The organism is Actinoplanes rectilineatus (genome assembly GCF_000962825.1).
Classification (GTDB): domain Bacteria; phylum Actinomycetota; class Actinomycetes; order Mycobacteriales; family Micromonosporaceae; genus Actinoplanes; species Actinoplanes rectilineatus.
This window is the reverse complement of record NZ_JZKF01000005.1, coordinates 109,955-123,387: the sequence shown is the minus strand read 5'-3', so window position 1 is coordinate 123,387 and position 13,433 is coordinate 109,955. Positions and strand designations below refer to the sequence as shown.

The following is a 13,433-nucleotide window of genomic DNA, read 5'->3' as shown; positions in this document are numbered from 1 at the left end:
ACGCGGGTACGGCAGCAGTCATACCTCGTGGCTACTGTGGCTCAGGTGAACCAGGATCAAACGAAGCCGATCGTTCCCCGGCAGTCACGGCCGGCGGAGCAGACCGTTCCGGATCGGCCGCGGAGCATGGATCCCCAGGAGCTGGGGTTCACGCCGAAGGAGCGGGTCGGCTGGCTGGCGCCGCTGCTGCTGCTCAGCACCGGCCTCCGCGCGCTTCTGGCGATCTTCTTCGGGGCGTACCTGGATAAACGGGAACTTCAGCACGCTTTGGACGGCGACTTCTTCGATCACTCCACCACGGCGGACGGCGATCTCTGGCTGGACTACGTGGCGGACCTGGGTGACGGGTTCGACGCCACCTATTCGATCGCCTACCTGCTGGCCCAGCCCGAGCTGGACGTCGACGGCGAGCGGCTGCCGCGTGGCCGGCTGCTGCTGATGGGTGGCGATCAGGTCTATCCGCTGGCGAACGGTGACGGCTACGAGAACCGGATGAAGGGGCCGTACCGGGCGGCCCTGCCCGAGGCGCCGGCCGGGGTGCCGCGGCCTACGCTGTTCGCCCTGCCCGGAAACCACGACTGGTACGACGGTCTGACCGCGTTCCTGCGCCTGTTCGCCCGTCGCAAGGACGGTCACATCGGTGGATGGCGGACCGAACAGCGGCGCTCGTACTTCGCGGTGAAGCTGCCGGGGAACTGGTGGCTGTTCGCGGTCGACGAGCAGTTCGGCGCGTACATCGACGACCCGCAGCTGCTGTATTTCGAGAGGGCGGCGCGGGAGGTCGGCCCGGACGACCGGATCATGCTGATGACACCGTCGCCGACCTGGGTGAAGGCGGTCGACAAGCCGGAGGCGTACGACGCGGTCGACTACTTCATCCGGACCATTCTGGCGCCGACCCGGGCCGAGGTGCGGGTGCTGGTCTCCGGCGACCTGCACCACTACGCGCGCTACTCCGGACCCGACCGGGAGTTGATCACCTGCGGTGGCGGCGGGGCCTACCTGCTGGGCACCGAGACCCTGCCGGGGAAGCTGACCGTGCCGCCGAAGGAGACGCTCACCCGCAGCCGGAGCCGCAGCCGCGACTACCAGTTGCAGGCACGGTTCCCGGACGCCCGCACGTCACGGCGCTGGAGCTGGGGCGTGTTCCACCGGCTGCCGCGGCGCAACGCCGGGTTCGCCACCATGCTCGGCATCATCCAGACGCTGACGATGCTGGCGATGGCCGGCGCAACCGTCGTCATGGAGCAGGTGCAGACGCTCGGCGCGCAGGCCGACAGCCCGTCGATCAACATCCAGCGGCTCTTCAGCATCCCGCTGCTGATCATGGTCGGGGTGGTGATGGCCGGCACGGTGCTGTTCGCGAAGCCGCCGGGGGCCGCGTCGGCGAAACACGCCCGGCACTGGCTGCTGGGAATCGCCCACGGCCTGCTGCAGCTCGCCCTGGCGGGTGCCGGCGCCTGGGTGTGGCTGCAGCTGCCGTTCAAGGACTGGGAGTGGCCCGGCCCGCTGGTCGTGGCGGCCGTCGTCTACGGCCCGGTGATCGCGGTGCTGTCGACCCAGCTGCTGGCGCTCTACCTGCTGGTGGCGAGCCGGTTCGACGTCAACCACAACGAGCTGTTCGCCGGTCAGGGCATCGAGGACGGCAAGAGCTTCCTGCGGATGCACATCACCGCCGACGGCACGCTCACCATCCACCCGGTCGGCGTCGAACGGGTGTGCAAGAAGTGGTCGGCCGACCCGGACGGCGAGCCGCACACGCCGTGGCTGCGCCCGGAGACACCACTGACCGTTCACCGGATCGAGGATCCGATCACGGTTTCCTAGGCCTGCTCCTGGGCCGGGTCGGGGTAGCGGGCGTCGTGGGCCTGCCGCGGACCGCAGACCGAGGCACGGCTGCACGAGCAGCGGGAGCCGTCCGCGTCCAGGCGGACCACGACCGAGTCCTTCGGCACGCTGTGCGCGACGACGCGGCCGTCACCCTCGGGCGTCGTGACCCGGCTGCCGACGGCCGGCGCCGACGCCTGGAACGACTGGTACAGCGGGTGCTCGTACTTGAGGCAGCACATCAACCGCCCGCACGCGCCGGAGATCCGCAGCGGGTTGAGCGGCAGATCCTGGTCCTTGGCCATCCGGATGGTGACCGGCTCGAAGTCGGTGAGGAACGTGGCGCAGCACAGGTCGCGCCCGCAGGAGCCGATGCCGCCCTGCACCCGGGCCGAGTCCCGGGCCGAGAGCTGGCGCAGCTCGACCCGGCAGTGCAGGGTCGCCCCCAGGTCACGCACCAGGGACCGGAAGTCGACCCGGTGCGGCGCGGTGAAGTAGATCGTCGTCCGTGAACCACCGCCGCCGGTCTGGTCCAGCACGTGGTCGACGGCGACGACCTTCATCGGCAGCTCGTGGGCCTTGATCAGTTTCTTGGCGGCGACCTTCGCCTCGGCTTTACGTTTGCGCAGCACCTCGTCGCGGCGCACATCCTTGTCGTCCGCCAGACCGGCGACCTTGGGAAACCCGGAGGTCTCCTCGTCGACCCATTGCGGCGCCCAGACGCACTCCGCCACCTCCGGACCGTCGTCGGTCGGCACCAGCACGCGGTCGCCCACCGCCGGCGTGAACCCGTTCGGATCGAGGTAGTAGAGGCGGCCGTACCGGTTGAAGCTGACCGCGCACAGCATGCCCATGCGATCAACCCTACGACGGCCGACAAGCCGCACCAAATGCCGGTTTTGAACTACCCGCGCGGGTTGTCGCATTGATGTCGCGCAACCGGCCCTATCGACCCTCGTTGGCAGGTCCGAAGACGCACTTCCGTCGCCGTCGCAACCGGCGATCCCGTCGCCCTCTGCGGCACGTCCCGTCGCCATCGGCGGCACTCATGTCGCCGTCGGCGGCGATACATGTCGCCGTCGCAAGCGGCACTCCTGTCGAAGGGAACCGCCATGACACCCGCCAGGTCGGTGGCCGCCAGTCTCGTCGCGCTGGGCTTCGCGAGCACGCTCACCACGCCGCTGCCCGCCGCCGCCGCGCCCCTGCCGTGCGGGCGGGCCCTGCATTACGCCGCACAGTCGGGCGCCGAGGTGCTCCGCATCAACAAACTCGACGCCGGTCGCGCCACAGCGTCTCCGGCCGGGACCCGGGCGTCTCCCGGCCCGGAAGAGAGCGGCGAGATCTTGAAAGATCCGAAAACTGATTCATCGTACGAGCCACCCATGACCCTGGTTCCGTCGGAAGGTCCCGACGTGCTCTCGGATGATGGCGCGGAGCGGCCCGATCCGGTGGCGGAGAGCGCGGGCCCGGACGACAGCGTCGAGCCCTCGGCCAGCCGGTCGAGCCCCTCCCCCGAAGCCGGCGGCCCCGCCGACCGTTCGCCATCCGACAAGCGTTCCCCCGCCGGCGAGCGGACGCCAGCCGGCGAGCGGACGCCAGCCGGCGGATCCGCCGGATCAGCCGAGCCGCTCGGGGACATCGGGCTGGGCGACGTCCGGAGCGTCATGATCGCCGACAATCCAGTCGCCTCGGCCGGCGCCGCCCGGGTCCTCAACGGCAAGGCCGACGGGCGTTCGGCGAACGGCGAGACCGTCACGCAACAGGCCCCGCCCAGCCACCGGAAGGCGACCGAACGCCGTACCGGTGAACGCCGCTTCGGCCCCCTCCGCGTCGGCGCCGGCACGATCGGCGCCCACGCCCGCTGGCGCGACGGCCTGGCCTGCGGCACGAGCACCGGCGAGGTGTCCAGCGCGCAGGCCGCGCTGAGCCGGGTGACCCTGGCCGGCGGCGGCAGCGCCTCCCTGGTCCGCGCCCCGGAGAAACTGGCCGCGATCAGCGGGACCGCCCTGCGCGCCTCCGGCGGTGACCTGTCCTCGGAGGCCACCGCGACGGTCACCGGCGGCCGGATCACCCTGGTCGACGGTGCGGTACGCCTCCGCCTCCTGAAACCGCCCGTCCTGCGCGTGACGATGTCCACCACCGCGGGGACACGGGTCGCCTACCAGCCTGCCACGCTGGAGGTGACCACCCGGGAGGGTCGTCCGGCGCGTCTCACCACTGCCGGTGATCACGTAGACGTACCCCTGAGTAATGATCTTTCGCCCCTCACCGAGTCGGCCGCGCCCTCCGGCGACGAGGGCGAGGTGTCGCCGGCTGCCCCGCTGCCGGTGCCGACCCTGGAGAGTCTCCCCCGCCTGGCCGGCCCGGAGAGCACCCCCAACCGATCCAGCACTCCCGATGGGTCCGGTGTGGAGGGAGCCGTTCTGCGCATCGCGCTGGGTGACGTCCGCCAGGCGACCAAGGGCAAGGCGGCAGCGGCCAAGGCCACCGCGATCCACCTCTCGGTGGCACGCGGCACCGGACAGTCGTCCACTGTGGTGGCCGACCTGGGCATCGGGGTCCTCGAAGCAGCCGCGGTGGCCCCCGAGACGAACGCCGCACCCGGCCTGACCGGCGCCCCCGCCACCGGCTCCGACGCAGGCGCCGGTTCCGGATCCGGAACCGGAACCGGCGCGCCGGCCGCCGGACTCCCGGTCACCGGCCCCGGCACCGCTCCCCTGTTCCTGACCGGGGCGGGCCTGATCGTGGGCGGTGTCGTGGCCCTGCTGGCCGGCACCCGTCGCCGCCGCACCGAGCCCTGACCCCGTCCTCCACCAGGACCGGAAGCCGACTCCGGCGAACAGGCGCCTCCGGCCCGTGAGGCAGCCGGGTGGGGTGGCGGGGGCCACCCCACCCGGCATTTCGCTCGGTCCCGGCCGACCGCCGTCTCCCCGCCGATCCGATGCGGTCGGGACGGGTCGAACGGTGATGACAGACGCGGCCGGAGTTGAAAGGCTGTTCCGATGACGGAACGCCGTGGTGTGGTGGGGCAGCCCGGCAGCTCGGGCCGCCGGTTGTTGCTCCTTCCCGACGGCGTGACGGCGACCGTGCCGGACAGCGCCACCGACGACGAGATCACGGCCGAGTTCAGCCTGGATCGACTCGTCCACACGCCCCGGCTCGACCTCAGCCCGTCCGGCGCGGTGTGCGTCGACGGACCGGCCGCCGGTCTGCGGCTCGACTACGTCGTCAACGAGCTGGGCGATGTCGTCGCGGACTTCGACGGCCCGCCGTACTACGAGGTGATCGAGATCGGCGACGCGCAGCACCCCGCCCAGCTTCGCCACCTGCCCGGGACGGCCGTGACCGCCGACCGGATCAAGGGGTATTACCGGCTCCGGACTCTCGGGAGAGGACAGTGACCTGTGACGTGCCGCAGTGCGACCAGCCCGCCGCCCGCGGTGAGTCGTGGGTCGGGCACCTCACCCCGGAGCTGACGCCTCACACCAGATCCGGTGTCCGGAACGACAGATGAACCCAGCACCCGGAGCGGGCCCTCACACCAGGTTCGGCGTCTGCAGCGGCACCGTGTCGTCCAGGAGGCCCTCCGCCCGGTCGTAACTGTCGGCGACCGTCCGCAGCAACACCGCGCCGATCGCCGCCGCCGCCCGCGCCTCGTCCGCCGGCACGGATTCACCCGTCGCGGTGAGGGTCAGCGCCTCGGTGGAGACCAGCGCTCCGGCCAGGGCAGCGGCCACCGCGGCACGGGCCCGCACCATCCAGGCGATCAGTGCGTCGGCGAGGTCGGCCGTCGCCTCCATGCGCCGGCCGAGACTGTCCGGGCCGCCGTTGAGGTGCCCGGCCGTGGCCCGGCGGGCTTTCTCGTAGGCCTCCGCGGCCTCACCCGTCCACGCGCCCGCCTGCGGCAGCGTGTCGGCGAGGTCCGCGTAGGCCCGGGCGTCCGCGCGGAGTTCGGCCACCGAGTCCAGGATCGGGTCGGGGCTCAGCGCGCCCACCGCGCGGACCGCGTCCCCCGGCAGCAGGCGGACCCGGCGCAGCTGGGCCCACACGTCGTGGCCCTCCGGGGCGCCGATCGTGGACAGCACCCCGTCGACCCGGCCGAGGAGCGGGCCGGCCGCGTCCAGCAGGTGGTCCAGCCGGTCCATCACAGCCCTCGCTGGAACCGTCGGCGTACCGTCTCGTCGGTGTCCGCGTAGTGCCGGGCGCCGGAGCGGACGGATCGGGCCATCTCGCTCAGCCGTTCGGAGGCGTCGGCGGCCTCCCGGGCGCGGGCGGCGAGCACGGCGGTCCAGCCGGCGTAGAGGGCGCGGCCGATCCGTCCGGGACGGCCGGCGTCGTCGGCGGCGAAGGCGGCGGCACCGGGGCCGAGGTTGGGCACCTTGCGGTCCATGATGGCCAGTGTGTTCGCGGCATGATCGATCTGATCGGCGAGTCGATCCACCTCAGTGCCCCTCCAGGGAACGGAACGATCCGAAAACCTCACCGTGCAATTTCTCGCGTGCCCAGCGGGCCGCCTCGGAGGCGGCGGCGACCGCGGCACGGATCTCGCCCGCGAATCGCGCCGGGTCGCGGTCGCGCAGCTCACCGTGCAGTCTCACGTCCACAATGTCTCCCGCAGCGGTGACGACGACCTCGATCGAACGGTCCGGCGAGTGCACCGACACGGAGTGGGCGGCGACGGCGTGGTCGAACTCGGCGCGCAGACCCTCGATGCGCCGATAGCGGTCGATCGCCTCGTCGATCCAGGCCTCGTCGATCTCGCGGCCCATCCATGGCTCCTCACCACGTCACCACATCACCAGGCGTCATGCCGTCATCGCATTCCGGGGTTCAGACCGTACCGGTTCGGGTGACGGTCTCGCTACAGCCAGAAATCCCTTGTGGATAACTTCGGCAGTAATCACTCACTGTCAAATGAGCAACTACCATAAGTCACTTTGCGTAACGGGCCAACCGGGGCGAGGCATCACGCGGCCCGGGGCAATACCATCGTGACGTGGCTGGGCAAGGCGTCTTCGCAGAGCTGGTGGGTCAGGACGAGCCGGTCGGGATCCTGCGGCGGGCCGCCGCCGCGGCGGCCCGGGTGGTGGGCGGCGATCCGGGCGCCGGCGGGATGACGCATGCCTGGATCTTCACCGGGCCGCCGGGCTCCGGGCGTTCCGAGACGGCGCGGGCGTTCGCGGCCGCACTGGAGTGCGAGCGGGACGGCACCGGGTGCGGCGAGTGCCACGGATGCCACACGACCATGGGCAAGACCCACGCGGACGTCCGGTTCGTCGCACCCGAGGGCCTGTCGATCAGCGTGCACGAGATGCGGGCGCTGGTGCTGCGGGCGGCGACCGCGCCGTCCGGCGGGCGCTGGCAGGTGGTGGTGATCGAGGACGCCGACCGGCTCACCGAGGCGGCCGGCAACGCCCTGCTGAAGGCGATCGAGGAGCCGCCGCCGCGGACGGTGTTCCTGCTCTGCACGCCGTCCACCCATCCGGATGACATCTCGGTCACCATCCGCTCCCGGTGCCGGGTCGTGGCGCTGCGCCAGGCGCCGGCCGAGGCGGTCGCCCGCGCGCTGACCGGCCGGGACGGGATCGAGCCGGAGACCGCCTCGTGGGCGGCCGCGGCGTCGCAGGGCAACGTGGCGCAGGCCCGCCTGCTGGCCGCCGACCCGACGGCCCGGACCCGGCGGGAGGCGGTGCTGTCGGTGCCGCGCCGGCTGACCGGGGTGGGTGCCTGCTTCGACGCCGCCGCCGCGCTGATCGAGGCGGCCGAGGCGGAGGCGGCGACCACCTTCGCCGAGAACGACGCCTCCGAGCGGGCCGCCCTGGAGCAGGCGCTCGGTGCGGGCGGCACCGGCCGGGGCGCCGCGGGTGCGATGCGCGGTGCCGCCGGGCAGATCAAGGAGCTGGAGAAACGGCAGAAGTCGCGGACCACCCGTGCCCAGCGGGACGCCCTCGACCGGGCGCTCGTCGACCTGGCCGGTTTCTATCGCGACACGCTGGTCACCACGATGGGTGCGCCGGTGGCGGTGGTGCATCAGGACGTGGCCGACCAGTCGGCGGCCGCGGCCCGCAAGTGGACGCCGGAGAGCACCCTGCGCCGCCTCGAGGCGATCGTCGCCTGCCGGCAGGCGATCGAGCAGAACGTGAAGCCGCGGATCGCCGTCGAGGCGATGATGCTGTCGCTCTGGAAGGGCTGACCCGCCTTGACGCATTGATGGACGGCGATCTATGTTGCGACCGTGCCGACCCGTCGTGACATCCTGGCCCTGACCGCGGGCGCGACCGCCGCGGCCGCCTTCCCGACGACCGGGGCGAAACCCGCCGGATGGGTGGCCACCTGGGCCGCCGTGCCGACCACCGTCCCACCCGGCGAGCCGCTGGTGCTGACCGACCGCACCGTCCGGCAGGTGACGCACACCAGCATCGGCGGCGACCGGCTGCGGATCCGGCTGACCAACGAGTTCGGTGTCATGCCGCTGCGCGTCGGCGAGGTGCACGTGGCACTGCGGTCCGGAGGCGGAGCGAGCACCGACACGGTGCCCGGAACCGATCACCGGGTCACGTTCGGCGGCCGGTCCTCCGTCACCATCCCGGCCGGGGCGCCCCTGGTCAGCGATCCGGTCCCGCTCCCGACCGAGGCGCACGCCGACCTGGTGATCAGCGTCTACCTGCCGGAACGGACACCGGTCACCACCTTGGCCGCGTTCGCCTTCCGGGACAACATGATCGCGGCCGGCAACGTCACCGCGGACCGCCGGATCACCCCGGTGAGCACGATCGGCCAGTACCTCTTCCTGTCCGGCGTCAGCGTGCACGCCGCCGGGAGCGCGATCGTGACCCTCGGCGACTCGATCACCAACGGGGCGGACACCGAGGTCAACGCCGATCATCGCTGGCCGGACCTGCTCAGCGCCCGGCTCGTGGGCCGGTTCGGCATCGCCAACGTCGGGGTGTCCGGCAACCGGCTGCTGCACGACCCGAACCCGCCGGCCGGGAGCGGCGCCGAGGCGTACGCCGCCTACTTCGGGCAGAGCGCGCTGCGCCGCTTCGACCGGGACGTGCTGGCCCAGCCCGGGGCGGAGCATCTCGTGGTGCTGCTCGGAGTGAACGATCTCGGTCATCCGGGGACGTCGGCCCCGCCGGACGAGGTGGTCTCCGCCGACGATCTGATCGGTGGGCACCAGCAGCTCGTCGAGCGGGCGCACCAGGCCGGGATCCGGGCGTACGGCGCGACCGTCCTGCCGTTCAAGGACGACACACTCGGCTTCCACTCCCCGGAGAATGAGCGGAAACGGTCCACGCTCAACCGGTGGATCCGCAGCTCCGGAACCTACGACGGGGTGATCGACTTCGACGCGGCGGTCCGTGACCCGTCCGATCCGCTCCGGTTGCGGGCGGCGTACGACAGCGGCGACCACCTGCACCCGAACGACGCCGGGATGGCGGCGATGGCAGCCGCCGTCCCGCTACGACTGTTTCGCTAGACACGTTTCACGAGGCCGGCACCGGTGCCAGCAACTCGGACAGCCGCTCGGTGACGGCGGTGGAGATCTCCTCGACCGGGCGGGCGGCGTCCAGCACGAGGTACCGCTTCGGGTCGGCGGCGGCCAGGTCGAGGAACGCGTATCGCACCCGCTCGTGGAAGGTGCGGGCCTCGCTCTCCAGCCGGTCGGCCTCCTCACCGCGGGCGTCGACCCGGCCCAGTCCCACCCCCGGGTCGACGTCGAGCAGCACGACCAGGTCGGGTTTGAGGCCGCCGGTGGCCCACGAGGAGAGCCAGGAGATCTCCTGAACCGGCAGGGTCCGGCCGGCCCCCTGGTACGCCAACGACGAGTCCACATACCGGTCGCTGATCACGACCGCGCCGTCGGACAGGGCCGGGCGCACGACGGTGGCGACGTGGTGGGCGCGGTCGGCGGCGTACAGCAACGCCTCGGCCCGCGGGGACGGCGACTCCGCCTTGTCCAGGACCAGCTCGCGGATGCGTACCCCCAGATCGGTGGCCCCGGGCTCGCGGGTGACCACCACGTTGTGCCCGGATTCGCGAAGCGTCGCGGCGAGCCGGGTCACCTGGGTCGATTTGCCGGCCCCCTCGCCGCCCTCGAAGACCACGAAGACCCCGGAGCGGACGAACGACTCGGCCGGTGCGAGCGGGCGGCCGCGCAGCGATCCCCACAGGTCGGCCAGCACGGGGACGCCCCGCTTGTCGTCCATCTGGCGGAAGGAGCTGATCCCGACCCAGATGCCGATCGCGCCGGCGACCAGCAGCAGGACGCGGGTGGAGGAGACGTCGAAGCCGACCGGCCCGAGCTGCACCCGGCGTGAGCTGCCCAGGCCGACCAGGAAGCCGGCCAGGGTGATGGCCAGCATCAGGACCATCCGGACGCCGATCTGCACCACGGCGAAGGTGCGGCCGCGCAGCGCGTCGTCGATCTCGCCGTAGAGCAGGGTGGTGCCGCCGAGGAACGCCATGCCCGCGCCCGCGCCGACCAGCAGCGCGCCGACCAGGGCCATCGACAGGTGGAAGGCGAGTCCCATGAACATCACCGCGCCGCTGGCCAGCACGATGCTCATGCCGAACCAGCGTCGCCGGGAGAGTTCCTTGACGATCATCGGGCCGAGGCCGATGCCGAGGGCCAGGCCCATGAAGATGGTGCCGAAGAGCAGGTAGAAGGCGGCTTCACCGGCGCCGAGCGAGACCGCGTAGGTGCGGGCCGCGCCGATCACCACGCCGCCGGCCGCGAACGCGCCGAAGATGCCCAGCACCAGGCCGCGGACCAGCGGGGTGCTGCCGATGTACTTCCAGCCCTCCATGAACTGGGAGGACATCGACTGTTCGGCGGCCTTCTCCCGGTCGGCGCTGCGGCCGCTGATCTCCTTGATGCCGAAGAACACCACGATGGCGGTGGCCAGCCGGGAGAGCGCGTTGATGTAGAGGGCGATCTGCACCGGCTGTGCCCAGTCCGGCAGGGACGCACCGGACTGCTGGATGCCGGCGGTCAGGGCGGAGAGCAGCAGGGCGGCCAGGATCGGCGTGATTCCGTACGTGGTGACCAGGGTGAGCTGGTTGGAGACCTCGATCTGCGATTTCGGGATGAGGTTGGGGACCGCGGCCTCCTTGGCCGGGATCCAGATCAGCGTGATCGCCTCGCCGATGAAGGTGGCGATGGTCGCCCAGGCCACGGTCAGGCCGGGGCTGCCGCCGAGGAGCGGGACCAGCGGGATAGAGCCGTAGATGACGAACCGCAGCAGGTCGACGATGACCATCGTGTAGCGGCGGTCGAACCGGTCGGCGAAGACGCCGGCGATCGGCCCGAGCAGCAGCGCGGGCAGCAGGCGCACGACGATCGTGCCGCCGAACGCGGCGCCCTGGGCGGCCGGGTTGTCGAACTGGGCCGAGGCGAACAGGCCGGTGGCGAGGATGCCGATCCAGTCGCCGAAGGACGCGGCGGCGAGCACCAGCCAGAGTCGGCGGAAGCCGCGTCGGCGCAGCACGGAGCGCAGCGCCGCCGCACCGGAGAGGTCGACGGGCCCGGGTTCCTGGCGCGTTTCCGTGTTGATGGCCCTTACCTCCCGTGGTCACTGCTCGGAGCACTGTAACCGGCCGCACCGTCCGGCACGGCCCGACCACGTTCGAGTGGCACAGAGATGAATGTCTTTCGCATAATCCGGAGAAACGTTACGGTGCGCGTGTGCTCACTGACCGCACCGCTCTGCGCCGGCGACTCGGTACGGCCACCGACCACCTCGAGACCCCCGTCGCCGTGGTCGACCTGGCCGCCTTCGACGACAACGCCGACCGGCTGGCGGAACGCGCCGCCGGCAAACCGATCCGGGTGGCCAGCAAATCCGTCCGCTGCCGCGCCCTGCTGGAACGCGTCCTGGCCCGCCCCGGCTGGCACGGCGTGATGGCGTACACGCTGCCGGAGGCGATCTGGCTGGTCCGCACCGGCGTCACCGACGACGTGCTGGTCGCCTACCCGACAGCCGACCGGGCCGCCCTGCGCGAACTGGCCGGCGACCCGGACCTGGCCGCCGCCATCTCGATCATGGTGGACCACCCCGGGCACCTCGACCTGGTGGACCGGATCGTGCCACCGCACGACCGTGCCACCATCCGCCTCTGCATGGACCTCGACGCCTCCTGGCGACCCGCCGGGCTGCACATCGGCGTCCGGCGCTCGCCCGTCCACTCGGCAGCGCAGGCCGGCACGCTGGCCCGCGAACTGGCCGGCCGCGACGGATTCGCCCTGGTCGGCCTGATGTCCTACGAGGCCCACATCGCCGGAGTGGGCGACGATCCGCCCGGACGTGCCCTGCGGGCCCGCGCCATCCGCGTGATGCAGAGCCGCGCGATGCCCGAACTGCTCCAGCGGCGTGCCGCGGCGGTCCGCGCCGTCCGGGAACACGCCGACCTGGAGTACGTGAACGGCGGCGGCACCGGCAGCATCGCGGCGACCAGCGCCGACCCGTCCGTCACCGAGGTCACCGCCGGATCCGGCCTGTACGGGCCGGCGATCTTCGACGCGTACCGGAGCTGGCGTCCCACCCCGGCGGCCTTCTTCGCCCTGTCCGTGGTCCGCCGGCCCGGCCCGCGGATCGCCACGGTACTGGGCGGCGGCTGGATCGCCTCCGGACCCGCCGCCCCGGACCGGCACCCGGTGCCCTACCTTCCGGACGGGCTCCGCTACAAACCCGACGAAGGCCCCGGCGAGGTGCAGACCCCCCTGGTCGGCGCGGTCGCCGACCAGCTCGTCCCCGGCGACCGGGTGTGGTTCCGCCACGCCAAGGCCGGCGAGCTGTGCGAGCACGTCAACGAGGTCCAACTCGTCGACGGCGAGACAGCGACGCCGGCCCCCACGTACCGAGGAGAAGGCCGTGCGTTCCTGGGGTGACCGCTCAGGCGTTCACATGCCGGTGCAGGTATTCCCTTATGAGCGCCTTGGCCTCGGTCAGCACCGCCTCGTCGCCACTGGAGTCACGCCGGAACGCCAGCTTGATCAGCGCGTCCGCCGCCTCGACCGAGATCTGCAGCGCGAACCGCAGCCGGGTCCGGTCCATCAACTGGAACTGCTCGATCAGCAGCTCCGCCAGACGCTCGGCGATGACCGCGTTGTTGTCCCGGTCGGAGTCGAGCAGGTGCAGGTCCACCACGTCACCGAAGTGCAGCGTCCGGAAACCCGGCACGCTGCGGTGCATGTGGATGTAACCGTCGATCGCCGCGTCCACCGCGTCCCACCAATGGGCGAACGTCTCGTTCGCGAACCGGTCGGAGAGGCTCTGCAGGTACGCATCCATGTTGCGCAGCGCGAGGGCCTGCACGATGGCCCTCTTGTCGGGGAAGAACTGATAGACCGAGCCGATGGCGACCTCGGCCCGCTCAGCCAGCAAAGTAGTGGTCAGGCCCTCATAACCGACCTCGTCCACCAGCTCGGCGCAGGCGTCGAGCATGCGTTGAACCCGGGCAACGCTTCTGCCCTGCACCGGCACCCGCCTCAGCGGTCCGGTGCTGACGGTTGGTGTCGACACGCGTCGCCACTCCCTCTCAGCAGTGATAAATCGAACGTTACTCGGATCAACGAGCGAGGCGCATCGACGGGACGCCGTGGG

The 13,433-nt window shown here is 71.7% G+C and carries 12 protein-coding genes; 6 read left to right on the top strand and 6 right to left on the bottom strand.

Features of this window, described 5'->3' with window-relative positions; all coding sequences use genetic code 11:
• Positions 1 to 126 precede the first annotated feature (126 nt).
• Positions 127 to 1,827, top strand: a complete 1,701-nt coding sequence (locus tag WH85_RS05295) for a metallophosphoesterase (protein ID WP_211275284.1) — start codon at positions 127 to 129, stop codon at positions 1,825 to 1,827.
• Here the strand turns inward: WH85_RS05295 and WH85_RS05290 are convergent.
• Positions 1,824 to 2,681, bottom strand: a complete 858-nt coding sequence (locus tag WH85_RS05290) for a PSP1 domain-containing protein (RefSeq protein ID WP_045740535.1) — start codon at positions 2,679 to 2,681, stop codon at positions 1,824 to 1,826. The genes WH85_RS05295 and WH85_RS05290 overlap by 4 nt on opposite strands.
• 258 nt (positions 2,682 to 2,939) lie before the next feature.
• On the opposite strand from WH85_RS05290, the gene WH85_RS05285 reads away from it, so the two are divergent.
• Together WH85_RS05285 and WH85_RS05280 are read left to right on the top strand one after the other, a co-directional pair.
• Positions 2,940 to 4,628, top strand: coding sequence for a hypothetical protein (locus WH85_RS05285; protein ID WP_157410788.1), 1,689 nt, complete (start codon positions 2,940 to 2,942; stop codon positions 4,626 to 4,628).
• A gap of 201 nt (positions 4,629 to 4,829) precedes the next feature.
• Positions 4,830 to 5,228 carry a hypothetical protein gene (locus WH85_RS05280; RefSeq protein ID WP_045740533.1) on the top strand — a complete coding sequence of 133 codons (399 nt, stop codon included), beginning with the start codon at positions 4,830 to 4,832 and terminating at the stop codon, positions 5,226 to 5,228.
• 135 nt (positions 5,229 to 5,363) lie between these two features.
• Here the strand turns inward: WH85_RS05280 and WH85_RS05275 are convergent, their stop codons facing one another.
• The 3 genes from WH85_RS05275 to WH85_RS05265 are packed head-to-tail and all read right to left on the bottom strand — an operon-like array spanning position 5,364 to position 6,596.
• On the bottom strand, positions 5,364 to 5,972 hold the full coding sequence (locus WH85_RS05275; RefSeq protein WP_045740532.1) for a hypothetical protein: 609 nt from the start codon (positions 5,970 to 5,972) through the stop codon (positions 5,364 to 5,366).
• Entirely contained in the window at positions 5,972 to 6,217 is a 246-nt protein-coding gene (locus WH85_RS05270; RefSeq protein ID WP_045740653.1) for a hypothetical protein, read from the bottom strand. The genes WH85_RS05275 and WH85_RS05270 overlap by 1 nt, the downstream gene beginning before the upstream one ends.
• Before the next feature lie 52 nt (positions 6,218 to 6,269).
• Entirely contained in the window at positions 6,270 to 6,596 is a 327-nt protein-coding gene (locus WH85_RS05265) for a YbaB/EbfC family nucleoid-associated protein (protein WP_045740531.1), read from the bottom strand.
• Between the two features lie 227 nt (positions 6,597 to 6,823).
• On the opposite strand from WH85_RS05265, the gene WH85_RS05260 reads away from it, so the two are divergent.
• Together WH85_RS05260 and WH85_RS05255 are read left to right on the top strand one after the other, a co-directional pair.
• Positions 6,824 to 8,020, top strand: a complete 1,197-nt coding sequence (locus WH85_RS05260) for a DNA polymerase III subunit delta' (RefSeq protein ID WP_045740530.1) — start codon at positions 6,824 to 6,826, stop codon at positions 8,018 to 8,020.
• A 42-nt stretch (positions 8,021 to 8,062) separates the two neighbouring features.
• Positions 8,063 to 9,307, top strand: coding sequence for an SGNH/GDSL hydrolase family protein (locus WH85_RS05255; protein WP_052720169.1), 1,245 nt, complete (start codon positions 8,063 to 8,065; stop codon positions 9,305 to 9,307).
• Positions 9,308 to 9,314: 7 nt separating this feature from the next.
• On the opposite strand, the gene tmk is transcribed toward WH85_RS05255, so the two are convergent.
• Complete coding sequence (tmk, locus tag WH85_RS05250; RefSeq protein ID WP_045740529.1) at positions 9,315 to 11,318, bottom strand: dTMP kinase; 2,004 nt, start codon at positions 11,316 to 11,318, stop codon at positions 9,315 to 9,317.
• A gap of 197 nt (positions 11,319 to 11,515) precedes the next feature.
• Between tmk and WH85_RS05245 the strand changes: the two genes are divergently transcribed.
• Complete coding sequence (locus WH85_RS05245; RefSeq protein ID WP_045740528.1) at positions 11,516 to 12,718, top strand: amino acid deaminase/aldolase; 1,203 nt, start codon at positions 11,516 to 11,518, stop codon at positions 12,716 to 12,718.
• Between the two features lie 4 nt (positions 12,719 to 12,722).
• Here WH85_RS05245 and WH85_RS05240 read toward each other — a convergent pair whose 3' ends face one another.
• Positions 12,723 to 13,352: a TetR/AcrR family transcriptional regulator gene (locus WH85_RS05240; RefSeq protein ID WP_045740527.1), complete on the bottom strand. Its 630-nt coding sequence runs from the start codon at positions 13,350 to 13,352 to the stop codon at positions 12,723 to 12,725.
• Between the last annotated feature and the right edge of the window lie 81 nt (positions 13,353 to 13,433).

Excerpts from the sequence above, each read along its gene's own strand:
- WH85_RS05295 (WP_211275284.1), top strand. The coding sequence starts at position 127 with ATGGATCCCCAGGAGCTGGGGTTCACGCCGAAGGAGCGGGTCGGCTGG.
- WH85_RS05265 (WP_045740531.1), bottom strand. The coding sequence starts at position 6,596 with ATGGGCCGCGAGATCGACGAGGCCTGGATCGACGAGGCGATCGACCGC.
- WH85_RS05275 (WP_045740532.1), bottom strand. The coding sequence starts at position 5,972 with ATGGACCGGCTGGACCACCTGCTGGACGCGGCCGGCCCGCTCCTCGGC.
- WH85_RS05280 (WP_045740533.1), top strand. The coding sequence starts at position 4,830 with ATGACGGAACGCCGTGGTGTGGTGGGGCAGCCCGGCAGCTCGGGCCGC.
- WH85_RS05285 (WP_157410788.1), top strand. The coding sequence starts at position 2,940 with ATGACACCCGCCAGGTCGGTGGCCGCCAGTCTCGTCGCGCTGGGCTTC.
- WH85_RS05270 (WP_045740653.1), bottom strand. The coding sequence starts at position 6,217 with ATGGACCGCAAGGTGCCCAACCTCGGCCCCGGTGCCGCCGCCTTCGCC.
- WH85_RS05290 (WP_045740535.1), bottom strand. The coding sequence starts at position 2,681 with ATGGGCATGCTGTGCGCGGTCAGCTTCAACCGGTACGGCCGCCTCTAC.